The organism is Nocardia sp. SSK8 (assembly GCF_037034205.1).
In the GTDB taxonomy this organism is placed as follows: domain Bacteria; phylum Actinomycetota; class Actinomycetes; order Mycobacteriales; family Mycobacteriaceae; genus Nocardia.
Genome location: NZ_JBAGKD010000001.1, coordinates 96,048 through 122,314, shown reverse-complemented (window position 1 = coordinate 122,314; position 26,267 = coordinate 96,048). Strand labels below are relative to the sequence as shown.

The 26,267-nt window shown below is 69.3% G+C and carries 19 protein-coding genes; 11 read left to right on the top strand and 8 right to left on the bottom strand.

All coding sequences use genetic code 11. The annotated features are described in order from the left end of the window. Positions 1-21: 21 nt before the first annotated feature. From WA675_RS00555 to WA675_RS00540, 4 genes are read right to left on the bottom strand one after another with little or no spacing between them, the layout of a single operon-like run. On the bottom strand, positions 22-2,286 hold the full coding sequence (locus WA675_RS00555; protein ID WP_336080983.1) for a dipeptide ABC transporter ATP-binding protein: 2,265 nt from the start codon (positions 2,284-2,286) through the stop codon (positions 22-24). Then, positions 2,283-3,143 (bottom strand): ABC transporter permease, encoded by an 861-nt coding sequence (locus tag WA675_RS00550; protein ID WP_336080981.1) that lies wholly within the window; start codon positions 3,141-3,143, stop codon positions 2,283-2,285. Before WA675_RS00550 ends, WA675_RS00555 begins: the two co-directional genes overlap by 4 nt. Further along, positions 3,140-4,099: an ABC transporter permease gene (locus WA675_RS00545; RefSeq protein WP_336080980.1), complete on the bottom strand. Its 960-nt coding sequence runs from the start codon at positions 4,097-4,099 to the stop codon at positions 3,140-3,142. Before WA675_RS00545 ends, WA675_RS00550 begins: the two co-directional genes overlap by 4 nt. Then, complete coding sequence (locus WA675_RS00540) at positions 4,096-5,673, bottom strand: ABC transporter substrate-binding protein (protein WP_336080978.1); 1,578 nt, start codon at positions 5,671-5,673, stop codon at positions 4,096-4,098. Before WA675_RS00540 ends, WA675_RS00545 begins: the two co-directional genes overlap by 4 nt. A gap of 253 nt (positions 5,674-5,926) precedes the next feature. Here WA675_RS00540 and WA675_RS00535 point away from each other — a divergent pair, with 253 nt between their 5' ends. From WA675_RS00535 to WA675_RS00515, 5 genes are all read left to right on the top strand, one after another. After that, complete coding sequence (locus tag WA675_RS00535; RefSeq protein ID WP_336080977.1) at positions 5,927-8,356, top strand: arylsulfatase; 2,430 nt, start codon at positions 5,927-5,929, stop codon at positions 8,354-8,356. A 173-nt stretch (positions 8,357-8,529) separates the two neighbouring features. Next, the gene (gene mtnA, locus WA675_RS00530) at positions 8,530-10,488 is read left to right on the top strand and encodes an S-methyl-5-thioribose-1-phosphate isomerase (protein ID WP_336080976.1); all 1,959 of its coding nucleotides are present in this window, start codon (positions 8,530-8,532) and stop codon (positions 10,486-10,488) included. Continuing rightward, a complete protein-coding gene (locus tag WA675_RS00525) occupies positions 10,485-11,060 on the top strand; it encodes a 1,2-dihydroxy-3-keto-5-methylthiopentene dioxygenase (protein WP_336080974.1) in 576 nt (191 codons plus the stop codon). The genes mtnA and WA675_RS00525 overlap by 4 nt, the downstream gene beginning before the upstream one ends. Further along, a complete protein-coding gene (gene mtnC, locus WA675_RS00520; RefSeq protein ID WP_336080972.1) occupies positions 11,057-11,752 on the top strand; it encodes an acireductone synthase in 696 nt (231 codons plus the stop codon). The genes WA675_RS00525 and mtnC overlap by 4 nt, the downstream gene beginning before the upstream one ends. Further along, positions 11,749-12,912, top strand: coding sequence for a hypothetical protein (locus tag WA675_RS00515; RefSeq protein WP_336080971.1), 1,164 nt, complete (start codon positions 11,749-11,751; stop codon positions 12,910-12,912). Before mtnC ends, WA675_RS00515 begins: the two co-directional genes overlap by 4 nt. Positions 12,913-12,965: 53 nt before the next feature. Here the strand turns inward: WA675_RS00515 and WA675_RS00510 are convergent, their stop codons facing one another. Next, positions 12,966-13,808, bottom strand: coding sequence for a hypothetical protein (locus WA675_RS00510; RefSeq protein ID WP_336080969.1), 843 nt, complete (start codon positions 13,806-13,808; stop codon positions 12,966-12,968). Between the two features lie 275 nt (positions 13,809-14,083). On the opposite strand from WA675_RS00510, the gene WA675_RS00505 reads away from it, so the two are divergent. Continuing rightward, on the top strand, positions 14,084-14,917 hold the full coding sequence (locus WA675_RS00505) for an alpha/beta fold hydrolase (RefSeq protein ID WP_336080966.1): 834 nt from the start codon (positions 14,084-14,086) through the stop codon (positions 14,915-14,917). Here the strand turns inward: WA675_RS00505 and WA675_RS00500 are convergent. Next, complete coding sequence (locus tag WA675_RS00500; RefSeq protein WP_336080965.1) at positions 14,914-15,642, bottom strand: helix-turn-helix transcriptional regulator; 729 nt, start codon at positions 15,640-15,642, stop codon at positions 14,914-14,916. The two genes, WA675_RS00505 and WA675_RS00500, sit on opposite strands and share 4 nt — an antisense overlap. A 670-nt stretch (positions 15,643-16,312) precedes the next feature. On the opposite strand from WA675_RS00500, the gene WA675_RS00495 reads away from it, so the two are divergent. The 4 genes from WA675_RS00495 to narI are packed head-to-tail and all read left to right on the top strand — an operon-like array spanning position 16,313 to position 23,160. Then, a complete protein-coding gene (locus tag WA675_RS00495; protein ID WP_336080963.1) occupies positions 16,313-20,023 on the top strand; it encodes a nitrate reductase subunit alpha in 3,711 nt (1,236 codons plus the stop codon). A gap of 10 nt (positions 20,024-20,033) precedes the next feature. Then, a complete protein-coding gene (gene narH, locus WA675_RS00490; protein WP_336081822.1) occupies positions 20,034-21,731 on the top strand; it encodes a nitrate reductase subunit beta in 1,698 nt (565 codons plus the stop codon). After that, a complete protein-coding gene (gene narJ / locus WA675_RS00485) occupies positions 21,728-22,408 on the top strand; it encodes a nitrate reductase molybdenum cofactor assembly chaperone (RefSeq protein ID WP_336080961.1) in 681 nt (226 codons plus the stop codon). Before narH ends, narJ begins: the two co-directional genes overlap by 4 nt. Further along, positions 22,405-23,160: a respiratory nitrate reductase subunit gamma gene (narI, locus tag WA675_RS00480; protein ID WP_336080959.1), complete on the top strand. Its 756-nt coding sequence runs from the start codon at positions 22,405-22,407 to the stop codon at positions 23,158-23,160. The genes narJ and narI overlap by 4 nt, the downstream gene beginning before the upstream one ends. Here the strand turns inward: narI and WA675_RS00475 are convergent. Then, entirely contained in the window at positions 23,141-23,752 is a 612-nt protein-coding gene (locus WA675_RS00475) for a hypothetical protein (protein WP_336080958.1), read from the bottom strand. The two genes, narI and WA675_RS00475, sit on opposite strands and share 20 nt — an antisense overlap. Before the next feature lie 6 nt (positions 23,753-23,758). After that, a complete protein-coding gene (locus WA675_RS00470; RefSeq protein WP_336080956.1) occupies positions 23,759-24,871 on the bottom strand; it encodes an L-histidine N(alpha)-methyltransferase in 1,113 nt (370 codons plus the stop codon). Between the two features lie 201 nt (positions 24,872-25,072). Between WA675_RS00470 and WA675_RS00465 the strand changes: the two genes are divergently transcribed. Further along, positions 25,073-26,236: an NADH:flavin oxidoreductase gene (locus WA675_RS00465; RefSeq protein WP_336080955.1), complete on the top strand. Its 1,164-nt coding sequence runs from the start codon at positions 25,073-25,075 to the stop codon at positions 26,234-26,236. The last annotated feature ends 31 nt before the right edge of the window (positions 26,237-26,267 follow it).

Sequence of the window (26,267 nt, the reverse complement as noted above, 5' to 3'; positions counted from 1 at the left end):
GTGTCCGGCGGCTCGTCCACGTCAGGCCCCGACCGTTGTCAGCGCGTTCGCCCCGGATCCGTCGCGCCCCCGCCGAGCCGTGGCCGGATCGGGGACCGGCACCGCGTCGAGCAGGCGGCGGGTGTACTCCTGAGCCGGTGCGGCGAACACGGCGCGCACCTCGCCGGTTTCGACGATCCGGCCCTGCCGCAGCACCACAACCCGGTCGGCGACCTGATGCACAACCGCCAGATCGTGGCTGATGAACAGGCTCGCGAAGCCGTATTCGGCACGTAGATCGGCGAACAGGTCGAGCACCTGCGCCTGCACGGAGACATCGAGCGCGCTGGTCGGCTCGTCGGCCACCAGCAGCCGCGGCGCCAGGGCCAGTGCCCGCGCCAGCGCCACCCGCTGACGCTGCCCACCGGACAGCTCCCCCGGCCTACGCTGCGCGTAATCCCGTGGCAGCCGGACCGATTCGAGTAGGTCCCCGACGCGCGAGCGCAGCAGCGCACCCGAGGCCACCCGGTGCACGCGCAGCGGTTCACCGATGGCGTCCTCGACACTGCGTCGCGGATCGAGCGAGGCGCTCACATCCTGATGCACCAGCGCGACATGCTTACGCAGCCCCCGCAGCTCCCGTGGTGAGAGTCCCGCCAGCGAAACTCCTTGCAGGGTCACCGATCCCGAGGTGGCGGCCACCAGCCCGAGCGCCGTGCGCCCGAGCGTCGACTTCCCCGACCCGGACTCCCCCACCACGCCGAGCACTTCCCGCGGCCCGAGACTCAGCGAGACATCCTGTAGCGCAGTGAATTCCGCGCCACCCCGACTCCCCGGGTACACCACCGACAACTCGTCGATCCGCAAGACATCGGCATACTCGCGCTCCCCGGTCCCCCCACCCTTCTCCGCGACCACCGCGGGCCCCCGCAACACCACCCGCCGCAACAAACCCCGCACCCCGGGAACCGCCCCGCCCGCCGCCGAACCCTCGCCTACCGAATCCTCCTGCGCCACACGATCAGGACCTCCCGCGTCAGCAGCGGCACCCTCAGTCTCTCCGGCGCCACCCGCCACCACACCATCGGCATCCGCCCGATCACCGACCCCCACGGCGCCGTCCGCCGTCCCGCCGGTCGACGCCGCACTACCCGCCGTCACGCCGCCGCCCACCCGGGCACCGGTCCCCGCCGCATCATCAGCACCCACGCCACCGCCCACAGCCGCGCCACCGTCCCCCACCGCGCCGTCCACCCGGCCACGGGGCTCCACCGCGTCGTCCGCCCGACCGCCAGCGGGTCCCGCGCCATTCGTAGCAGCGCCATTCGCCCGGCCGTCGGTCAGCGATCCAGCATCGGCGACCACCCCGTCGCTCTCGCGGCTTCCGACGTGCTCGGTACGCTCCGGTTCCGCGTCGGCCGGTTCCGGGGAGTCACCGAAGCTCCCCGCAGACGCGTCGACTTTCTCGATCTCGACCGGCCGCACGGAATCGACCGCGCGAACCCCACCCCGCACCGACACCACGGGCAATCGGGGTACCGCAGCGAGCAAGGTGCGCGTGTATTCCTCGCCCGGCTCGGCGAACAGCCCGAAGACCGTCTGCTCCTCGACCACGCGCCCCGCGTTCATCACCACCACGCGGTCCGCGATCTCCGCCACCACGCCGAGATTGTGGGTGATGAACAGGGTCGCGGTGCCGCGCTCGCGTTGCAGGGTGCGCAGCAGGTCGAGGATCTCGGCCTGGACTGTCACGTCCAGGGCGGTGGTGGGTTCGTCGGCGATGAGCAGGGCCGGGTCGCCGGACAGGGCCAGGGCGATGACCACGCGCTGTTTCTGGCCGCCCGAGAGCTGGTGTGGGTACCAGTCCAGGCGCTGTTCGGGTTCGGGCAGGTCGACGGCGGTCAGCAGTTCGATCGCGCGGGTCCGGGCGGCCGCCTTGTCGGTGATGCCGTGGGCGCGCAGGGCCTGCCTGAGCTGGGTGCCGATCTTCTGGACCGGGTTCAGCGCGGTCTGCGGTTCCTGGAACACCATGGCCGCCCCGGTGCCGCGCAGTGCGCGCAGCGCGGATTCGGTGGCACCCACGATCTCGGTGCCCGCCAGCCGCACCGAACCGGTGGCGTGCGCGGTCTCGGGCAGCAGACCCAGCACCGAGCGCGCGGTGAGCGACTTGCCCGACCCGGACTCACCGACCAGCGCCACCACCTCGCCCCGGTTCACCCGCAGGCTCACCCGGTCGACCACGGTGCGCGTGCCGAACAGCACGGACAGTTCTTCGATAGCGAGTACCGGTTCCGGCGCGGTGCTCATGCGGTTCTCCTTGCCCGGCCCAGCGCCTGAGCGATCAACAGGAAGCCGAGGGTCAGCCCGGCCACCACGGTCAGCGGCCCGATGGCCATCCACGGATTGGCGTCGAGATTGGCGATCGATTCGCCGATGAGCGCGCCCAGCGAGGGCTGCGGCGGCCGCACCCCGATGCCGATGAAACTCATCGCGCCCTCGATGAACACCGCCATCGATAGCGACAGCGCGAACTGCACGCCCAGCGGCTCGAGCACATTGGGCAGCACGTGTTTGCGCAGGGTCCACCAGGTGTCGGCGCCGATCACCTCGGACGCCTCGACGAAGGGCTGTTCGCGCACCGCGAGCACGGCCGTGCGGATCTGGCGCCCGAACAGCGGGATCTCGGTGGCCACGATGACGATCACCACCGCGTGCCAGCCGGGCCCGGTAATCGCGGCCAGCGCGATGGCGAAGATGAGCGCCGGGAAGGCCAGGATCAGGTCGAAGACACGCTGCACGGTGACGTCGGCCCACGGATTCACCGTGGCGAGCAGCCCGGCCAGCGAGCCGATCACCGCGCCGACCGGCACCGCGAGCAGCACGATCAGCAGGTCGACGCGGATGCCCGCGAGGACCCGGGCGGCCACGTCCCGGTTGAGATGGTCGGTGCCGAGCCAGTGGTCGGCGCTGGGGCCGAGGAGGTTGGCGCCGGGGATCTGGGTGAGCGGGTCGTGGGAGTTGAGGAGTCCGGCGAAGACACCCAGCAGCGCGATCACCGCGATCAGCAGCACACCGGCGCGGCCCTGCCCCTTGCTCAGGGCAGCGAGCAGACCTGAGCGCCGGAACGAATCCGCCTGGACCGGCGCGGTTTTCGTGGCGGTCATGCCCGTCCTCCGATCCGGACACGCGGGTCCAGCCAGGCGTGGGCGATATCGGTGAGCAGCTGGATGGTCACGAACACCGCCACCGACAGCAGCAACAGCACCTGCACCACCGGGTAGTCGCGACGGCTGATGCCCTGTTCGATGAGCTGCCCGATACCGGGCCAGACGAAGGCCGCCTCCACCAGCACGGCCCCGCCGAGCAGCTGCCCGGTCTGCAGGCCGAGCACGGTGAGCATGGTCGGCAGGGCATTGCGCAGCGCGCCCCGGGTGACGATCTCGCGGTGCCCGACACCGAGCGAACGGGCCGTCAGCACATACTGTTTGCCCAGTTCGGTGCGCAGCGATTCGGTGAGGAAGCGGGTCAGCGCGGCCGCCACCGGCAGCGCCAGGCAGAGCGCGGGCAGCAGCAGGTACTGCACGGCGATATCGGGCCGGGCGATGAACCCGTCCGGCGGCACCCCACCGGCGGGCAGCACCGGAATCGCCACCGCGAACACGAGCACCAGCAGCGGCCCGACCACGAAGGTCGGCAACGCGACCGCGACCGTATTGGCTGCTGCCACAACGCTATTGAGAAACTGGCTCGGCCAGAGCACCGAGGCCAGCGACACCGCCAGGCTCACCACCACGGCCAGCACCAGCGCGCTCACCGTGAGCACGAGCGTATTGGTCAGGCCACGGCCGACCAGGTCGGTGATCTGCCCGCCGATGATGTAGGAGCGGCCCAGATCGAGGGTGAACAGGTCGCCCAGCCAGCTCAGGTACTGCACCGGGATCGACCGGTCCAGGCCGAGCTGGTGCCGGATGGCCGCGATCGATTCCGGGCTCGCGTCGGTGCCCGCGAGGGTGGTGGCCGGGTCGCCGGGGACCAGGCGCAGCAGCAGGAAGATCAGCACCGAGGCGCCGAACAGCACCAGTAGTGCCGAGGGCAGGCGGCGCAGCACGTAGCGCGTCATGACAGAAAGGTGTCGGTGAGCAGGGTTTCGCGGCGTTTGGTCCAGCCGAAACCGTGCACCTTGTTCGATCCGGCGAATTGCTGGTACCGCACGCCGATCTCGATCAGGAACAGCCCTTCGAGCAGCTGATCGCTCACCGCGTGGAAGGCCCGCACCGCCTCGGGGCCGGTGCCCTGCGGCAGCTGCCAGGCCGCGTCGGCGGCGGCGGTGTAGGCGGGCGAGTCGTAGCGGGAGGCATTGCGCCGGGCATTGAACGGGTAGGCGCTCACCGTCAGGGTCGAGGGCACGAACTGGGCCCAGGAATGGTCGGTGACCCACAGGCCACGGAACTGCTGGCCGGTGAGCTGCTTGATGAAGGTGGCGCCGTCGACCGGGTCGAGGGTGACCTCGATGCCCGCCTCGGCCAGGTTGGCCTGCACGATCTGGGCGAGCTCGTCGTAGCCGGGGGCGAAGGTGAGCGGCAGCGTCGGCGGCTTGCCCGCCTGCGCGACAAGCTCTTTCGCCTTGCCGATATCGCGGCTGTAGCGAGTGTTGCGCGCTTCGTCGTAGGCGGGCGAGTTCTTCGGCCACGGCACATTGAGCGGGTACCCCGAGCCGCGGAACACCTCGGCGATGACGCGCTCGCGGTCCAGCGCGAAGGCGATGGCCTGGCGCACACGCACATCGGCCAGCGCGGGCTCGGTGACATTCACGCCCACATACGCCTGCAGTTCGGCGCCCTCGAGATCGTGCACCCGGTACCCGCCGGACTTGGCCAGGTTCTCGGTATCGCGGTAGTTGAGTTCCCTGGCCAGCGCGATCTGGCCGGACTTGAGCGCACTGAGCAGCGCCTGCGAATCGGGGATGATCGAGACCTCCACCCGGTCCAGATACGGCCGGTCCGGCACGCGGTAGGCCGGGTTCTTCTCGAAGACGATCTGCGAGTTGGGGATTCGCTGCACGTACTTGAACGGCCCGGTGCCGATGTACTTCTCGCCGCTGCCGAGCTGGTCGATGCTCTCGCTGTCGAGGATCGGCACGGTGTCGAGCAGGTCGTAGATATTGCTGAGCGGGTGGGCGAGCCGGAGCACGATCCGGGTCGGCGAGACGATGTCGAAGCCGGTGACCGCCGCGGCGCTGCTGCGCAGCTGGGCCGACCACTTGGCGTCGGCGTAGGTGCGGATCGAGAACTCCACGTCCTCGGCGGTGAACCGGCGGCCGGAGTGGAAGGTGACGTCGTCGCGCAGGTCCAGGGTCAGCGAGCGGCCGTCGGCGGCCAGCTGCCACGACGTCGCCAGCAGCGGTCGCGGTTCCAGCGAGTCGTTGGGGTAGCGGATCAGCGATTCGTAGACCAGGCCGATCAGCACCGGAGTGGCGCCGGTATTGGTGAGCAGGTTCGCGGGGGCGAGGTCGTCGCGGATGCCCACCTTCAGTGTGCCGCCGCGCACGGGGGTGGCGTCGTCACCGCCCGCCTTCTGTTCCTGGACGGCCGAGGTGCACGCCGCCAGCGCCGCGCCACCGAAGATGGCGGCCGCGGCGATGCCGCTGGCGCGCAAGAAGTTACGGCGGTCGAAGCCGCCGGGGGTAGAGCTCATCGTGAGGTTCCTCGAGGATTCGGCGCACGCTCGCGCACCGTCAGGGCAGGGGAAATATCGGCTCGGCACGGCCGCACACCAGCGGCGGGTCAGCCGCGCGGGACGCGACACGAACAGCAGCGGGACGGGTCCTGCGTGCGCTGGTTCGTGGGCATGGCTGCACGCTAACAAGGTGTGCCCGGGGCGGTCACCGATTGCGCGCACGGTGCATATAACCCTGGTGACCTGCGGGGATTCCGCATTTACTGCGAGTATGCCAGTCCCCTCCCATGCCCGTGGTTACGAATCCTTCGGCGGCACGGCCGGTCGCACGTCGGCCGAGTCGTCCCCGCGGTGGACCTCGCCGCCGAGCGCGCCCGCCGGTGCGCCGAATATCGTCGTCGTCCTCGTCGACGACATGGGCTACAGCGATATCGGCCCGTTCGGTTCCGAGATCGAGACACCCACCCTGGACCGCCTCGCGGCGCAGGGCGTGCGGCTGTCGAACTACCACACCACCCCGCTGTGCTCGCCCTCACGCGCGGCGCTGCTGACCGGGATCAATTCCCACCGTGCGGGTTTCGGCTTCGTCGCCAATGCCGATCCCGGCTATCCCGGCCTGCGTCTGGAGCTGGCCGACGACGTGCTCACCCTGCCGGAGATCCTGCGCGGCAACGGCTATGCCACCTACGCGGTGGGCAAGTGGCATCTGGTCCGCGATGCCACGATGAACCCGGCGGCGCACCGCGATTCCTGGCCGACCCAGCGTGGTTTCGATCGCTACTACGGCTCGCTCGAGGGCCTGAACTCCTTCTACTACCCGAACCAGCTGGTCTCCGACAGCTCGGTGGTCGATGTCGAGGAGTACCCGGAGGGCTACTACCTCACCGACGATCTCACCGACAGGGCACTGTCCTATATCAAGGACCTGCGCGCGCACGACGCCACCAAGCCGTTCTTCCTGTACTTCGCGCACGTGGCCATGCACGGCCCGCTCCAGGCCAAGCCCGAGGACCAGGCCAAGTACCGGGGCCGCTACGCCGAGGGCTGGGACGAGTTGCGCCGCAAGCGCTTCGCCGAGCAGCTCGCGCAGGGCCTGTTCCCGCCCGGCACCCAGCAGAAGCCGCGCAATACCGAGCCGGGTTACGAAGCCGCGGAGTGGGATTCGCTCTCCGCCGACGAGCAGCGCCGCTACGCCAAATACATGGAGGTGTACGCGGGCATGGTCGACAGCATCGACCAGAGCCTGGGCCGCATCGTCGACCTCCTCGAAGATCTCGGCGAACTCGACAACACCATCATCGTGTTCACCTCCGACAACGGCGGCACCGCCGAGGGCGGGCCGGAGGGCACCCGCTCCTATTTCGCCGAGTTCGCCCATATCGACGACCCGGAGTGGATCGGCGACGTGCCGCACGACGAGGACCTGATCGGCACCGCGAAGCTGGGCGTGCACTATCCGCGCGGCTGGGGCCAGGCATCCAATACCCCGTTCCGGTTCTACAAGGGCCAGACCTTCGCCGGTGGGGTGCGGGTGCCGCTGATCGTGTCGTGGCCGAAGGGGCTGCCGCGCGCCGAGGGCGACACGGGCATCCGGCACGAGTACGCCTACGTCACCGACCTGGCGCCCACCCTCCTGGAGCTGGCCGGGCTCGACCGGCCCTCCGTCCGTCACGGTCTGCCCGCCAAGGACTTCGACGGCGTCTCGGCCACCGATCTGCTGCGCGATCCCGCCGCCGCCACCCGGCACACCGAGCAGTACTCGGAGATGACCGGCCATCGCGGCTTCTACCGCGACGGCTGGAAGCTGCTCTCGCTGCACGAGGCCGACGCGGATATCGACGCCCCGCACTGGCAGCTGTTCGACGTGCGCGCCGACCCCACCGAACTGCGCGATCTCGCGGCGCGATTCCCCGAGAAGGCGGCGGAGCTTGCCGCTGCCTGGGACGAATCCGCCTGGGCCAACACGGTATTCCCCCTCCTCACCCGCGCGGACCTGTTCCGCCGCCGACCCGAGGAAGCCCGGTTCGCGACCCCGGTCCGCCTCCTGCCCGGCACTCCCACCCTGGAGCGCTACCGCTCCCAACGCCTCATCGCCTACCGCGACTTCACCATCACCGCCGACCTCACCGGCCGCCGCCCCGAAGACACCCTCGGCACACCTACTGGGGCGAGCGCGCATGCCGACGGGCACACCAGTGCGTCCGGCCCGGACACGCCGAGCCGGGCCGACTCCCCAGCACCGCGCACGGGTTTCCGCGACGGGGACGAGGGCGTGCTCGTGGCGCACGGTGATCCGCTCGGTGGCTACCTGCTCTATGTCGAGGACGGCGAGGTAGTGTTCGGGGTCAACAGCTATGGGCGCTATGCGTCGGTGGCCGCGCCGGTGCCCAGCGGCGCCAGGGAGATCACCGTGCGGGCGGTGATCCGGCCGCATCTGCGCTGGGACTTCGTGATCGAGATCGACGCAGTGGCGGTGGCCGAGCTCACCGATCAGGTGCAGCTCGTCGGCATGGCGCCGTGGACCGGCATCTCGGTCGGTGTCGACGCGCGCGGTCCCGTGTCGTGGGATCTGCGCGAACGCCGCGGACCGTTCCGCTACACCGGTGCCCTCCGCGCCGTCACCTACACCCCCGGCCCCATCCAGGTCCCGCGAGCCACCATCGACGCGGTCGAACGCGAAGCCGAGTACGTCGCCGAATAGACCAGCCACGTCGGCCCGGCGTGCACCACGCTGTCCCGGCGGCGACGGCCTGACGAGCCACCGCCACCACAGCGTGGTGACCGCCCGTCCACGAGTTGGGCCCGGGCTTCGGGGCTGGCGCCGGTCGGATACCGTTGACCAGGCGTGATGGTGGACTCTAGGTAAGGACGATGATGGACGACAGCTCACTCACCTGGGACGACGGAGCCTTGCTCACGATCGACCAGCGTGGGCTACCGCACGAGGTGCGGGAGCTGCGCCTGGAGACCGTGGATCAGGTGATCGAGGCGATCTCCACACTCGCGATTCGCGGCGCTCCGGCGATCGGGATCGCGGGGGCGTTCGGCGTGGTGATCGCGACCAGGGCCCACACTCGACCGCTGGGCGAGAGCGCGACGAACCAGGGCCAGGCGGGCGTGGGCGCCGCGGGCGGCACGGCTGAGCTGGACGCGGGCCAGGGCCCGGCGGACGGCGACGTGGTCGCGAGCGTGGTGGGCGCGGGTGTCGGGGGCGTTGTCGATGTGGCCGCGGCGCAGGCCGAGGCCGATCGGATCGCGGCGGCCCGGCCGACGGCGGTGAATCTCGCGTGGGCGGTGGAGCGCGTGCGGAGCCGGATCGCCGAGGGCGCGGACGCCGTCCTGGCCGAGACGCTGGATCTGCTCGCCGAGGACGGGCGGGTGAACCTCGCCGCCGCCACCCATGCCGCCGACCTCGTCCAGAGCCTGTGTGGCGACCGGCCGCTGCGCCTGCTCACGCACTGCAATACCGGCCGGCTGGCCACCAGCGCGGTGGGCACCGCGATCGGCGCGCTACGGGTGCTGCACGATCGGGGTGCGGTCGCCGAGGTGATCGTGGACGAGACGCGGCCGCTGCTCCAGGGCGCCCGGCTCACCGCCTGGGAACTCGCCGAGGCGGGCATCCCGCACCGGCTCACCATCGACTCCGCCGCCGCCTGGGCCATGGCCACCGGCCAGGTCGACGCGGTCCTGGTCGGCGCCGACCGGATCACCGCCAATGGCGATGTCGCCAACAAGATCGGCACCTTCGCCCTGGCCCTGGCCGCCCGCCATCACGGCCTGCCGTTCCTCGTCGTCGCCCCGGAATCCACCCGCGACACATCGATGCTCACCGGCGAGACCATCGTGGTCGAACAGCGCGCGGCCGACGAGGTCACCGGATTCGGCGGCATCGAGACGGCCCCGACCGGCACCGCGGTCTTCAACCCCGCCTTCGACGTGACCCCCGCCGACCTGGTCACCGCCGTCGTCACCGAATCCGGTGTGATCTACCGCAATTCGGACGTATTCGACACGTCCGGACGCGCCGTCACCCCCGCGCGACCCGCCGCACCAGTCGCCATCGCATCGACCACCGCCGCCGTAACCCTGGACACCGCGCGGGCCGGGGCGAACGAAGTCGCGGCCGCCGACATCGCACAGCCTGGCACCGGTGTCACGACAACCCCGAGCACCGACGCCGCAGCACCGGATACCGCGCAAGCCAGGGCGATCGCCGCGATCGCGCGACAGCTCTACGGGCGTGGGTGGATGCCGGGGACGGCGGGGAACATCTCGGTGCGCGTCGAGGACGATGCCATGATCACCGCGAGTGGATTGTCCAAAGGTGAACTGAGCGAACGCGATACGGTGCTTGTGCGGGTCGCCGACACCACCGCGCACCCGGGCCAGGCCCGGAAACCCTCCGCCGAGACCAGCATTCACACCGCCGTCTATCGCACCACCGACGCGCGGGCCGTGGTGCATGTGCACTCCCCTTTCGCCACCGCTTTCGCCACCACGGCCGTGCCGTCGGCCGAGAAGGTGCACATCGTGCCGGTCAGCGGGTTCGAGCTGCTCAAGGGATTCGGGGTGGCCGATCCGTCGTCCATCGACATCCCCGTGTTCCCCAACTGGCCGGAGGTGCCGCGGATCGGGGACGATATCGAGACGTTTCTGCGCGAGAACCCTACCGCCCCACCGATTCTGTGTATCACCGGGCACGGGATCACCACCTGGGGTGCGACGCTGTCCCAGGCGCGGGATCGCGCCGAATGCCTGGAAGCCCTGTGCGAGTTGATCGCCCGCACCGGACGCACCACCGCTCAGTCACCCGAGATCGGACAGACATCATGACCCTGCTGCAAGTAATGTCCGCCGCCGACGCGACCGACGTGCGCGTGCGCACCACCGACACCGCCGAGATCGGCACCGAACTGGCGAAGCACGGCATCGCCTATGCGCACTGGCCCGTCCTCGACGACGCCGCCACCACCGATTCCGAGACCCTGCTGGCCCACTACGCCCCGCAGATCGCCGAGCTCAATGCCTCGGGCCGCTACCGGCACATCGATGTCGCTCGCATCCACCCTGACGCCGACAACCCGGACTGGCCCGCCACCGCCGCGGGCGCGCGCGCCAAGTTCCTCGACGAGCACCGCCACGCCGAGGACGAGGTGCGCTTCTTCGCCGCCGGTCGCGGCTGCTTCTACCTGCACCTGGGCGATGCCGTGCTGGCCACTGTCTGCGAGGCCGGTGACCTGCTCTCGGTGCCCGCGGGCACGCTGCACTGGTTCGACATGGGCACCACCCCCGACTTCATCGCCCTCCGCTTCTTCGAGGAGGCCGACGGCTGGATCGGCGACTTCACCGGCGACACGATCAGCGCGGGCTTCCCCACCCTCGACGACCTGCTCGCCGCCTCGTGACCCGGGCGATCGTCCTCGACATCGAGGGCACCACCAGCCCCACCGATTCGGTCCGCACCGATCTCTACGGCTACACCGCGGCCCGGCTGCCCGCCTGGCTGGCCGAGAACACCGGCGGCACCGCCGATCCGGTGCTCGCCGCCACCCGCGAGCTCGCCGCGGAACCCGAGGCCGGGACCGATCGGGTCGCCGAGATCCTGCGCGGCTGGCTGGAATCCGATGTCAAGGCCGAACCGCTCAAGGCCGCCCAGGGCGCCATCTGCGCGCAGGGTTTCCGGGCGGGCGCGCTGCACGGACGCTTCTTCGCCGATGTGGCGCCCGCGCTGGCCGCCTGGCACGACGCCGGATTCGCGCTGTACGTGTACTCCTCGGGATCGGAACGCAATCAACGGGATTGGTTCACCTTCGCCGAGCCCGGCGACCTGTCCGGGCTGATCTCGGGCCACTTCGACCTGGTGAGCGCGGGCCCCAAACGCGAGCCCTCGTCCTACGACCTGATCGCCGAGCGCATCGTGGTGCCCGCCGCGGAGATCCTGTTCCTGTCCGACCACCCCGACGAACTCGACGCCGCGGTCACCGCGGGCTGGCAGGTCATCGGCGTCCACCGTCCCGGCGAGCCGAATCAGCCACGACCACCCCATCATTGGGTGAGTTCGTTCGCCGACGTCCCCCTCGCCGGACGCCACGGATGAGCCACCCCGGCCCGGTCCTCCCCGACGACGCGCAGTTCGCTGATGCCCAGTTCGCTCAGGTGGCGCCGACCCCGCCCACCGGCGGGCAGTGGGCCGATCCGTTCACGCACCCGGCACCGGCGCTGCCCCTGCCGCCGCGCCCGGACACCGTGTTCACCGCCGTGCCCGATACCTCGGCACGGCTGGCGCACCGGGGTGCGCTGCGGGTCGCGCTGCGGCCGTCCGCGCTGATCCCGCTGCTCGCGGCGATGCTCATCCTGCTGCCGATGTCGGTGCTGCTGGGGTTGTGGTGGCAGGCCGCCGGGGCGGTCGTGATCGGGGTCGGTGGGCCCACGCTCGCGTACACGGTCACCCGGCGGCGGTTGCGCCGGTCGTTCGATGTGATCTGCGCGCCCGGCGCGACCATGGCGGTGCAGCTCGGGCCCGACGCGCTGGATATCGGCGATGTGCACTCCTATGTGCGGGTGGCCTACGGGCGGATCAGCGCGATCCGCACGGCCGGGGCCATCGTGGTGCTGCACGTGGACAACCATCTGCGGCTGAACTTCCCACGCGAACTGTTCCCCGCGCCGCTGGCCGAACAGCTGCGTCACCTGATCTGGCACCGCGACAACCCACAGCCGGGCGCACCGGCACCCCTGCCCGAGCTGCCCACCCTGCTGCACCCGCAGGCGACCCTGGTCGCCGACGACGCCACCGCCCGTACCCTGTTCGGCGCGGAGATCCGCGAACCGCTGCTGCGACAGGGAGTGCTGATCCGGTTCGGCGTCGGCGCGGTCGTCATGACCGGGGTGATCGGCTGGTTCCTCGGACCGCTGTGGATGATCCTCCCGATCGGCATGTTCGCCCTCATGGCCTACGCCACCGTCCGCGCGATCCGCCACCCCGGCCCCGAAGCGACGCGCATCATCCGCCACGCCACCCCCGGCGCCGTCCTGGCCACCCAATTCGGCGCCGACGCGCTCGTCTACCAAACCCGCACCCACCTGCTGCGCATCCGCTACCCCGACATCCGCGCCATCACCCTGCGCCCCGACACCGCCGTCATCACCCACCTCAGCGGCCGCACCGTCCTCCCCCGCCCCCTCCTCCCCGACGAGGTCGCCACCCGCTTGCGCACCCTCGGACTCCCCCTCGACCCAGGAAATCACAGCGGCTGAGCGAGCCCCCGTCGATGGTGATCGGCGCGCTCATCGAACGGTGATATTCGTGCTCAGCCGACCTGGGCACGGACCGGGCCGAGGGTGCCGCGCTGGACCGTGCTGAAGACGCGGCGGGCGTGGACAGCGACGGGACTGGTCGACCAGGGGGCCAGGGTGGTGGTGAACATGAGTTCGCACCAGGACAGGGCGGGGACCTCGCCCGCGGCGAGGGTGGCGATGAGGGAGAGTTCGGTGTCGTGACCGAGCCAGGCGGCGACCAGCCAGGAGGCGTCGAGGCGGCCGAGGAATTCCTCGGCGTCCTCGGGCGGGCCGTGCGGGGTGTCGACGGCGAGATGGACCACCGCGGCGACGGCGTGCCGCATCTTCGCGTCCATGCCGATCGCGTCGTGCAGCAGCAGGCTCTCCAGGGCCGAGCGCAGTTCCGTCCAGGGGTCACGAGCTTGTTCGGGCATGACAGGCCTTTCCTGTGGTTCGGTCTGCTGGTCCAGTCCGCCGGAGATCGAGCGGAGGGCGGGCGCGGACGGCGGCTCGGCGGCGGGATCGACCAGCTCGGCCAGCGGGCCCGCGGTCCAGTCGAGCCTGCCGAAGGCGTGGCACCAGTCCAGCGCCGGATTGTCCTGGGTGACAACGAGTTCGAGGGCCAGCCCGGCCATCGAGGCGGTGCAGGCCAGGGTGATCACATCCAGTCCCGGCTCGCTCACCGTCAGATGTAAGGTCGCGCCCGCCAGCGCGAGATCTTCGCGGGCCCGCCCGGCGAGCCAGATCGCCCGCCCCGCGGCCCCCATGGTGGCGGCGAAGCGGTCGCCGCGTGGATGGTCGGTATCGGCCTCGACGAAGGGGCCGTACCAGAGCGCCCTCCCCTCCGCGTCGCAGACCGCGAATGTGTCCGACACGCTGTCACCCGCCGCCGCCAGACTTATGTGAGCGTCGCGCCCCTGCTCGGTCACCCTCATCTGTGTTCCCCGTTTTCGATCGAGATGAATTTCGGTGCGCTTCTCATCCAAACGACGGGGAACAGGCTTGTCCACCGGGACCCGGAATCCGTCGTCCCCCGGTGAGGTACCACCACTGGCCAGTGAAATCACCCGCCCGGCGGTACACGCGACAGGCGGTCACATATTTCTCCGCAACCCGCCTGCACGCCCCGGCGGCCTTGTATGTTTCGGCCATGCCTTTCGTGCACGCCGATTCGGTGAACATCCATTTCCGCACGGGCGCGACGCACGGTCCGACCGTGCTGCTGGCCCACGGATTCCTGATGAACGAATCCATGTTCGATCCGATCCGAAAGATCCTGGCGCACACCGATATCAATGTCGTCACCTGGGACGCGCGCGGACACGGCCGCACCGGATACGGCGACGCGCCCCGTTTCGACTATTGGGATCTGGCCGCCGACGGGGTGCGCGTGCTGGACGCGCTCGGCATCGAGCGCGCGATCGTCGGCGGCATGAGCCAGGGCGGTTACGCCGCGCTGCGGCTGGCGCTGCTGGCGCCCGAGCGGGTGGCCGGGCTCGCCCTGCTCGACACCGAGGCGGGCGCGTGCACGCCCGACGAGGTCGCCGACTACGAGAGTTTCTTCGACGCGTGGTGCGGGACGACCACCTTGACGCCCCTGGCCGAGGGGCTCGCGGCCCGGCTGATCGGCGGCGCGGACCCGGCGGTGTGGCGGCCGTGGATCGAGCGCTGGCTCGCCGCCGACCGCACCGCGATCCGCCCGGCGGCGCGCTGCCTGATCGAGCGCGACTCGGTGCTCGAACGCCTCGGCGAGATCACCGCGCCCGCGCTGGTGCTGCGCGGCGAGCACGACCACAACAGCACCGCGGACAAGTGCGCCCTGCTGGCGACCGGGCTGCCCGGCGCGGGTCCGGTGCGCACCGTCACCGGCGCGGGCCACGGCGCCGCGCTGACCCATCCCGAACAGGTCGCCACCATGCTGGCCGGGCTGGTCTCGGCGTGTGTGCCGCACGAGACGCAGCCGGTGGCCGTCGCCGGGATCTAGTGGTCGGGGCCGCGAACGCCCAGGTAGTACTGGATGCGGCCGGGGTAGGCGACCGAGTCGAGCCGGAACAGCTGCACGTCGACGGTGTAGTACTCGCCGGTGTGCAGATCGCACAGCCGCATGGCGGTGTGCTCGCGGCCGTAGACGGTGTCACCGTCGTCCCAGATGCGGCGGAAGTCGGGGTACTGGGCCAGCTCGTCGAGCAGATCGGTGGCCCACTCGCCGCCGCCCTGCTGACCGATCAGCCCGCGCAGCCAGTGCACGGTGAGGGTGGATTCCTTCTCCCACTCCACCATCACCTTGCGCGAGAGCGGGTTACCGAAGAACCAGCGCAGGATGTTCACATCGCCGACGAGGCCGGGGAACGCGCGATCGTAGGATTCGTTGCCCGCGAGCACATTCCACCGGGTGTCGACATAGGCCGCCAGATCCGGTTCCTGCAGGGCCAGCGTGCGGCGCATCTCGGCGCTGATCTCGGCGCGCAGATCCTCGACGGTGGGGTTGTCCACCGGGGCGAGCCCGGCCAGGTCGAACAGATGTCGGCGTTCGATATCGCTGACCGGCGTGATCCGGTCGAGATAGCGCACCAGCGCGTCGACGACCGCGCGGGTCGGCCGGTCGCGGTCGCCGCTTTCCAGATGCGTGATGTAGCTCGAACTGACCCCGGCGGCGAACGCCAGTTTCTCCCGCGAAATCCGCCGGTCGTCGCGAAGTCGCCGCAGCAACCCCCCGAGCGTCGGCGGCCTCGGTGGACCCGCCGGACCGTCGGACATCGACTTCGGTATCACCCCAACCCTCCCTGTCTGCACGGGCCAATCCTGAATGACGGTTCAACCATGATCCACGTGCCGAACGGAAAAGATGCAGTTTCTTTATATTGACGCCTCGTCATTTGGGTAGTTAACGGCGGGCAACTGTGGTCGCGATCACGAAAAGTGGTGAGCCAGACCGAATTAAAAGGATTTCAATTCTTTCCGTCCTGTAATGCTATAGACTTCCGCGCCGCAGCCCGGCAGCGGGGGTCGACGGCGACGGACGCACCCCGTCCCACCGGCCGCCCGGATGTGCGGGCCGTCACATCGGGCCTGTTCAGCGGGCCTCCCGGCTGTGTAAACAAATGTAAACCGCCCGAGAAGCAAGCGTTTCCGAAGCATCACCGCATAGCCCCGGCCATGCTCCCCGGCCCGCGCGTCGCGCCTGCTCGCCGCCCATTCACCCAGGTCGGCCCCGATTCGCCGCCGCGGCGCCGCGGACGGCCCGTGACCACCAGATTTCGCCGACCTCACACCTCACAGCGGCCCGAACGAGGATGTGAAAAGTTGGTTTTGCCGGGATCGTCGCCCCTCTTTACAGTTGCCCCTAACAGCCCGATTTGCACAGCTCGAAGGGGGCGTCGTGGTTAATTCGCGCACTCATGGTCCGTCGCCCACCGATTTCGGCGACACATTGCTGAACCTCGGTAAGTACTTCCAGCGCGGCGAGGTCTCCGCCGACCACCGGTCGGTGCACAAGGTGGGCGGCCGCGACGCCGACGCCTTCTACCGTGACCGCTGGTCGCACGACAAGGTGGTGCGCTCGACCCACGGCGTCAACTGCACCGGCTCGTGTTCCTGGAAGATCTACGTCAAGGACGGCGTGATCACCTGGGAATCGCAGCAGACCGACTATCCGTCGGTGGGCTCGGACAAGCCCGAGTACGAACCGCGCGGCTGCCCGCGTGGCGCCTCGTTCTCCTGGTACACCTACTCCCCCACCCGGGTGCGCTACCCGTACGTGCGCGGCGCCCTGCTGGATCTGTACCGCAAGGCCAAGACCGAGCTCAAGGACCCGGTGCTGGCCTGGGAGTCGATCGTCGAGGACCCGGTCAAGGCCAAGACCTACAAGAACGCGCGCGGTAAGGGCGGTTTCGTCCGGGCCGAGTGGTGGGAAGCCGCCGAGATCGCCGCGGCCGCGCACGTCTACACCATCAAGCAGTATGGGCCCGACCGCGTCGCGGGCTTCTCGCCGATCCCGGCCATGTCGATGGTCAGCCACGCCACCGGCGCGCGGTTCGTCTCGCTGCTCGGCGGCTACATGCTCTCCTTCTACGACTGGTACGCCGACCTGCCGGTGGCCTCGCCGCAGGTATTCGGTGACCAGACCGACGTGCCGGAATCGGCCGACTGGTTCGACGCGGGCTATCTGATCATGTGGGGCTCCAATGTCCCGGTGACCCGAACCCCCGACGCGCACTACATGACCGAGGCGCGCTACCGCGGCCAGAAGGTCGTGGTGGTCTCCCCCGACTACGCCGACAACACCAAGTTCGCCGACGAGTGGGTGGCCGCGCGGCCGGGCACCGATGCGGCACTGGCGATGTCGATGGGGCACGTGGTGCTCAAGGAGTTCTTCCTCGACAAGCAGACGCCGATGTTCACCGACTACATCAAGCGTTTCACCGATCTGCCGTACCTGATCTGCCTCGACGAGGCGGCGGATCAGGACGGCGCTCTTCCCGGCAAGTTCCTGACGGCGGCCGATCTGGGCCACACGGGCGAGAGTGTCGAGCACAAGCCCGTGCTGCTGGATCAGGCCGGAAACCCGGTGGTGCCCAACGGTTCTCTGGGGCACCGTTTCGGCCCCGAGGACGCGGGCAAGTGGAACCTCGACCTCGAGGGCGTCGACCCGCTGCTCACCCTGCTCGGGCACACCGACGAGGCACCGGCCACCATCGCGCTGCCGCGTTTCGACACCGACACTGCCGAGACCATCCTGCGCGGCGTGCCGACGAAAACCGTGGCGGGCAAGCGCGTTACGACTGTCTTCGACCTGTTGCTGGCGCAGTACGGCCTGGGCCGTGACGGCCTGCCGGGCGAGTGGGCCAAGGGTTACGACGACGCCGACTCCCCCTACACCCCGGCCTGGCAGGAACGTATCACCGGCGTGCCTGCCGTGCAGGCCGCGCGGATCGGCCGCGAATTCGCCGACAACGCGGAACGTTCCGGCGGTCGCTCGATGATCCTGATGGGCGCGGGCACCAACCACTGGTTCCACTCCGACCAGATCTACCGCGCCTTCTTCACCCTGACGCTGCTCACCGGCTGCCAGGGCAAGAACGGCGGCGGCTGGGCGCACTATGTCGGCCAGGAGAAGTGCCGTCCCGTAACGGGTTGGGCCACACTGGCTTCGGCCGCGGACTGGCAGCGTCCGCCGCGGCAGATGCAGGGCACCGTGTTCTGGTACCTGACCAACGACCAGTGGCGCTACGACCCGTTCACCTCCGACTCCTTCGCCTCGCCGCTGGGCAAGGGCACCTTCGCCGGGCGCACCGCGGCCGACAATATCGCCCTGGCCTCGCGCCTGGGCTGGATGCCGAGCTACCCCACCTTCAACCGCAACCCCCTCGACCTCGCCGACGAGGCCGCCGCGGCGGGCAAGACGCCGGGCGAGCACGTGGTCGACGGCCTGAAGTCCGGCGACCTGCGCTTCGCCTGCGAGGACCCCGACGCCCCGGAGAACTTCCCGCGCGTGCTCACCGTCTGGCGGGCCAACCTGCTCGGCTCCTCGGGTAAGGGCAACGAGTACTTCCAGAAGCATCTGCTCGGCTGCGGGTCCAACCTGCAGACCACCGATGCCACCGGCGTGCGCCCGCAGGAACTGGAATGGCGCGAGGAGGGCGCCGAGGGCAAGCTGGATCTGCTGCTGGCCCTGGATTTCCGCATGACCAGCACCACGCTGTTCGCCGATATCGTGCTGCCCGCCGCCACCTGGTACGAGAAGCACGACCTGTCCTCCACCGACATGCACCCCTTCGTGCACGCCTTCTCCCCCGCCATCTCCCCGCCGTGGGAGGCCAAGACCGACTTCGAGGCGTTCCACCGGATCGCGCGCGGCTTCTCCTGGCTGGCCGAGAAGCACCTCGGTACCCGCAAGGACATCGTCGCGGTGCCGTTGCAGCACGACTCCCCCGACGCGCTGGCGCAGGCGGGCGGCAAGGTGCTGGACTGGAAAGCCGGTGAGTGCGAGCCGATTCCGGGCAAGACCATGCCCAAGATCGTGCAGATCGAACGCGATTACACCAAGATCGCCGAGAAGCTCGCGGCGCTGGGCCCGCTGGTCGACACCCTCGGCGTGACCACCAAGGGCATCACCACCTACCCCGACAAAGAGGTGGCCTACCTCGCGGGCAAGAACGGCACCGTCGTCTCCGGCGTCGCGGCCGGACGCCCGTCGCTGGCCAAGGACACCTTCGCCGCGGAGACCATCCTGGCGCTGTCGGGCACCACCAACGGCCGCCTCGCGGTCGAGGGGTTCCACGAGCTCGAGCGCCGCACCGGCACCGAACTGGCCGACCTCGCCGCCGAAGCCGAGGGCAAGCAGATCACCTTCGCCGACACCCAGGCGCGACCCGTCCCGGTGATCACCTCGCCGGAATGGTCGGGCAGCGAGTCCGGCGGCCGCCGGTACTCGCCGTTCACCATCAATGTCGAGCGCAGCAAGCCCTGGCACACCCTCACCGGCCGTCAGCACTTCTACCTCGACCACGACTGGATGATCGAGCTCGGCGAACAGCTGCCGATCTTCCGGCCACCCCTGGACATGACCGCGCTGTTCAGCGAACCGTCGATCGGCGATGTGGCCGGTGGCGGGGTCACCGTGCGGTACCTGACCCCGCACTCCAAGTGGTCGATCCACTCCGCCTATCAGGACAACCTGCACATGCTGACGCTCTCGCGCGGCGGGCAGACGATCTGGATGTCGGATCGCGACGCCGCCAAGATCGGCGTGGCCGACAACGACTGGATCGAGGCGACCAACCGCAACGGCATCGTGGTGGCCCGCGCGATCGTCTCGCACCGCATGCCCGAGGGCACCGTGTTCATGTACCACGCGCAGGACCGCGCGGTGGACGTGCCGCGCATCGAGGGCACCGAGGCGACCACCAAGGAAGCCAAGGGCAAGCGCGGCGGTATCCACAACGCGCTGACCCGGGTGCTGATCAAGCCCTCGCACCTGATCGGCGGCTACGCCCAGCAGTCCTTCGCCCTGAACTATCACGGGCCCACCGGAAACCAGCGCGACGAGGTCACGACCATCCGTCGACGTAACCAGAACGTGGAGTACTGACATGCGTGTAATGGCTCAGCTCGCCATGGTGATGAACCTGGACAAGTGCATCGGCTGTCACACCTGCTCGGTGACCTGTAAGCAGGCCTGGACCAACCGTGGCGGCACCGAATACGTCTGGTTCAACAATGTGGAAACCCGTCCCGGACAGGGTTATCCGCGCCAGTACCAGGATCAGGAGAAGTGGAAGGGTGGCTGGACGCTCAACAAGCGCGGCAAGCTCACCCTCAAGTCGGGCTCGCGGTTCAAGCGCCTGATGAACATCTTCGCCAACCCGGACCTGCCTACGGTCGAGGACTACTACGAGCCGTGGAGCTACGACTACGACAACCTGCTGGCCTCCCCGCCCACCGACACCACCCCGGTCGCGCGGCCCAAGTCGCTGATCACCGGGCAGGACACCAAGGTCACCTGGGGCGCCAACTGGGATGACGATCTCGGCTCCGGTCCCGAGGCGGTCGGCAAGGACCCCTTGCTCGGCAAGCTCGAGGACAAGGTGAAACTGGAGTTCGAAGAGACCTTCATGTTCTACCTGCCGCGCATCTGCGAGCACTGCCTCAATCCGTCCTGCGCCGCGTCGTGCCCCTCGGGCGCGATCTACAAGCGCGAGGAAGACGGCATCGTGCTCGTCGACCAGGACAAGTGCCGTGGCTGGCGCCAGTGCATCACCGGCTGCCCGTACAAGAAGATCTACTTCAACCACAAGACGGGCAAGGCGGAGAAGTGCACCTTCTGCTACCCGCGCGTGGAGGTCGGCATCCCGACCGTGTGCTCGGAGACCTGCGTGGGACGCCTGCGCTACATCGGCGTGATGCTCTACGACGCCGACGCGGTGCTCGAGGCGGCCCAGGTGACCGACCCGAAGGACCTGTACCCCTCGCAGCTCGGGGTATTCCTCAACCCGCACGACCCGCGCGTGATCGCCGAGGCGGAGAAGGCTGGCATCTCGCCGGAATGGATCGCCGCCGCGCAGGATTCGCCGGTCTACAAGCTGATCGTGGATTACCAGCTGGCGCTGCCGCTGCATCCGGAATACCGCACCATGCCGATGGTCTGGTACGTGCCGCCGCTGTCGCCGGTGGTGGACGTGCTCACCGAGACCGGGCACGACGGCGAGGACGCGGGCAACCTGTTCGGCGCCATCGACGCGCTGCGCATCCCGATCGAGTACCTGGCCGAGCTGTTCACAGCCGGGGAGATCGGGCCGGTGCGCGCGTCGCTGCAACGCCTGGCTGGCATGCGGGCGTTCATGCGGTCGGTGAACCTCGGTGAGGAGCCCGAGGAGGGCATCGCGCCCTCGATCGGGCTCGAGCCCGAGGAGATCGAGGCGATGTACCGGCTGCTGGCCATCGCCAAGTACGAGCACCGCTACGTCATCCCGACGGGCGCGACTTCCCGTGCGCACGAACTGGATTCGCTGGCGACCGGGTGCAGCCTGGACACCGACGGCGGGCCGGGCATGACCGCGTTCGACCAGGTGGTGGAGAAGTTCTCGCTGGCCGATACGAATCAGGCCGCGCCCGAGGACAAGTCGGGGCGGATCAACCTGCTCAACTGGGACGGCCGCAACACCAGCGGACTGGTGCCCACCGCGAACGGCAACGGGCACAACGGGAACGGGAGCAGCGGCAACGGCGCCGCGAGCAACGGCACCGGCGGCAACGGCGCCGCCGTGGCCGACCCCTCGGTCAGCGGAGTGGCGCCATGAGCCTGCTCTCGATCCGCAGGCGGCCGCAGCCGGTCGCGGTAATGGCCGAGCACGATCGGCGGATGGTGTGGCGGCTGGCGGCGCTGCTGCTGGACTACCCCGGCGAGCAGACCCTCGCGCTGCTCGACCGGGTGTCCGAGGCGGCGGCCCAGCTGCCCGAGGAGGTGCGCGCGCACTTCGCCGAACTGCTGGCCTACCTGCGCGACACCCCCTCGATCGAGGTGGCCCAGCGCTATGTCGAGACCTTCGACCTGCGCCGCCGTGCCAGCCTGCACCTGACCTTCTACGCCTACGGCGACACCCGCAAGCGCGGCATGGCGCTGCTGCGGTTCAAGCACGCCTACCGCCAGGCGGGGGTGGAACTCGGCGACGAGGAACTGCCCGACCACCTGCCGGTGCTGCTGGAATTCGCCGCCACCGTCGACCCGATCGGCGGCGAGCGCCTGCTCGGCGAGCACGTTCCGGTGCTGGAACTGCTGCGACTGTCGCTGGGCGACAACGACTCTCCCTACGCCGGTGTCCTCGCCGCGGTGCTCACCACCCTGCCCCCGGTGACCACCGCCGACCGCCGCCGCATCACCGAACTCGCCGCGCAGGGTCCGCCCGAGGAAGAGGTCGGGCTCGAACCCTTCGCCATGGACCCCTCGTTGTTCGACGCCACGGAAGGCCGCCGATGAACGCCACCATCCCGATTCCCGAAGGCCTGTGGCTGATCCTGCCCTATATCGCCGCGACATCCTTTGTGCTGGGCCATGTCTGGCGCTACCGGTTCGATCAGTTCGGGTGGACGACGCGGTCCTCGCAGATCTACGAGTCCAAGCTGTTGCAGCTGGGCAGTCCGCTGTTCCACTTCGGCATGCTCGGGGTGTTCTTCGGGCACGTGATGGGGTTGCTCATCCCGGAGGCGTGGACGAGCGCGGTCGGCATCTCCGAGCACGCCTATCACGTGGTGGCCGTCGGGGCCGGGTCGGTGGCGGGTCTGATGGTGGTCGCCGGGGTGGCGATCCTGTGCTACCGGCGCATCGCCATTCCCTCGGTGCGTACCAACACCAGCCGCAACGATGTCCTGATGTACACGCTGCTCACGCTGGCGCTGGTCACCGGCCTGCTCAACACCTGGGGCGCCAACCTGCTGTGGGGCACCTACAACTACCGCGAGACCGTCTCCCCCTGGTTCCGCAGCCTGTTCTCGATCAGCCCCGAACCCGGCCTGATGGTCGGCGTCCCGTGGACCTTCCAGCTGCACGGCCTGGTCGTGCTGGCCCTGGTCTTCGCCTGGCCCTACACCCGCCTGGTCCACATGTTCAGCGCCCCCATCGGCTACCTCACCCGCCCCTACATCGTCTACCGCCGCAAGGAAGTCGAAACCAAGGACAAGACCCGCTTCGCCAAGGCCTGGGACGCCCCGGTCACCCCTGACCGCTGGTGAGCGCGCGGTACCACGGACGGACCGGGCGCAGCGCGTCGTCGACCGCCTCCCGCAACGCGGTCAACGACGCCGCCGTGCCCGCGAAGGGACCGTCGTCACGCACGGCGCTCGCCACGAGGTAGTCGATCTCGGCGCGCTGGATGTCGTCGGCGGTGCACAGCCGGAATTCGGTGATCTCCAGTCGCCGGTTCAGCTCGAACGCCATGGTCTGCGCGTCCAGCGCGCGCTCGAGGACGTGCTGATCACGGCGTCGACTGAGCGCGTTCATGAGCACCGCCGTGTCGAGTGTCGGCAGCCGCAGCCGGGGATAGATCTGTCCCTGCCTCGGCCGGGCGGCGAGTTCACGGGCCCGGCGCAGCAGTGCTTCGCTGCGCGTCACGTCGTGGGCCATCGCCAACAGTGCCTGCCGCCTGCTCTCCGCCGCCGCCGCTACGCGGTCGGCCGGAATTCCACTGATCGCCGCCGCGATCAACAGCACGGCGTTGATCGGCTGCATCACCGAACGATCGGGGTCGAAACACCACGCCACGCTCTGCACCAGCACCGAGACCAGTAGCGCGCCGGTGACGAAACGCAAGATGATCAGGTTCATCGCGCGTCACCCGGCACCGGACTGACCGGATTCGCCCCACAGCCGCTGCAACGGGCTGCGAATCGGGTTGTCGCTTCCGTTGTGGCGCAGCAGCATCAGCAGATTCGCGAAGCCTCGGCGGTCGGCCCCGATTCGGTGGCCGATGGCACGGAGCCCGGATTCCTCACCCGCATCGATCAGCTGCGCGGCATCGAGCAAGCGCACGATGCGCTGAGCCGTGTATCGGCGGCCGACGAGCACTTCGATCTGCTCACCGACCCGGAACGGCACGAACTCCCGATTCGGCAGCATGAGCTGGATGTCGCGGTCGCCCCGGTTGTAGTAGCCGCCGTCCACGCGGATTCCGTCGTTCACCACCGACGCCGAGAAGTCGAGCCAGTTCGTATCGATGGTCAGGTTCGTGTACACCGCCAGCGCGGCGGTGACGAACTCGTTGTAGCTGCGGCTCCCGCCTCGTTCCCGCTCGACGGTGCGCACCGCGGTCTCGTCCAGGCGAGCCGTCGTGGCCACCTCCAGGATCAGGCGGTCATCGGGTCGCAGTACCGCCGCGAGATTCCGCAGGAAGGTGGCATCGTCATCGACATTGCCGAGGCTGCCGCCGAGCAGGCTGAACAGGATCGGTTCGTCGCCAGCGAAGGAGTCGACGAACTCGCGCAGGGCCTCGAGGCTGTCCTCGTCCTCGAAATCCATCTCCACCAGCAGTACCCGACCGGGCATGCGCTCGCGGGTCTCCTGAGTACCCAGGTTCAGCATCGCCGTGCTGATGTCGACGGCGACGTAGAACCGCGCCCGCCCCGCGTCCGTGCGCTGGAGGCGATCGAGAATGTGCCGATCCTTGTCGCCGGTCCCCACGCCCAGGCTGACGTAGTGGTAACGCTGAGCGCCAAGGGCGGGTAGCAGCTCGTCCCAGTTCCGCCCGAAAGCGCTCATGCTTTCGTAGGTCAAGGGATAGGCGGGGTCCTTCGAGGTCTGCATCCAGGCGATGGTCGGCACCAGCCCGATATAGCGGTGCTTGTTCTGGACCCGTTTGCCCGCATAGCCCAGGGAGGGGTCGCCACGCAGCGAACGCACCAGCTCTTGCAGGAACGACCGCGGATCCTCGCGGTCCAGCGTGAGCATCCATCGGCCCCACCGGCCACCGATCGCCCGTTCCATTCGCGGATACAGCCCGTCGTCCATCCTGCCCCCGAGCAAGAAACCGATCGCAAATCCTGCCTGTGCGATCGCGAGACTCCATGATGCCGAGCAATCCCCGGCCTGTCACGGAATTCTCGGCGCCGACCCATTGCCCGCAGAACTGTAACGTGTTTCACTTTGGGCATGAGTGATGTGCTGGCTCCGGCTGCTCTCGGACCCCTCACCCTGCGTAACCGGGTGATCAAGGCGGCGACGTTCGAGGGGCGTACGCCCGACGCACTGGTGACCGAGGAGCTGATCGCGTTCCATCGGGAGGTCGCGGCGGGCGGGGTCGGGATGACCACTGTCGCCTATTGTGCGGTGGCGCCGGGTGGGCGGACCGATCGGCATCAGATCTGGATGCGGGCGGAGGCGGTGCCGGGGTTGCGCAGGCTCACCGACGCGGTGCACGCGGAGGGGGCGGCGGTCAGCGCGCAGCTGGGGCATGCGGGGCCGGTGGCCAACGCCAAGTCCAATCGGGCGCCCGCGCTGGCGCCGAGCCGGATGTTCAATCCGCTCGGGATGCGGTTCACCAAGACGCCGGACGCGCTCGGGATCGCGGAGGTGGTCGCGGCGCACGCGCGGGCGGCCCGGTTCGCGAAGGAGTCGGGGTTCGACGCGGTCGAGGTGCATCTCGGGCACAACTATCTGGCGAGTTCGTTCCTGAGCCCGATGCTCAACCGGCGCACGGACGAGTACGGCGGAGCGCTGGTCAACCGGGCGCGGATGGCCAGGGAGGTGGTGCGCGCGGTGCGCGACGCGGTCGGCGACACCATGGCGGTGACGGCCAAGCTCACCATGGAAGACGGTGTGCGCGGCGGCTTCCCGATCGAGGAGTCGCTGCAGGTGGCGAGCTGGTTGCAGGACGACGGCGCGATCGACGCCCTCGAACTCACCGCGGGCAGTTCGCTGCTCAATCCGATGGCGATCTTCCGTGGGGACGCCCCGCGCGCGAACTTCGCCAAGACCCTGCCGGTGCCGGTGCGCTGGGGTTTCCGGCTGGTCGGCAAGCAGTTCCTGCGCGAATATCCTTATCGCCCGGCCTATCTCGCGGAGAAGGCCGCACAGTTCCGGGCGGAGCTCACGCTGCCGCTGATCCTGCTCGGCGGGATCACCGACCGGCAGGCCGCCCAGCGGGCTGTCGACGACGGGTTCGATTTCGTGGCCATGGGCCGGGCGTTGCTGCGCGAGCCGGATCTGATCCGGCGCTGGCAGACCGACGCGGACACGCGCTCGCTGTGCACGCACTGCAACGAGTGCGTTCCCACGATCTATTCGACCACCCGGTGCGTGCTGCGGACCGAGTGAATACCCGGCGTTCTCGTGCATTCGGGCTCGC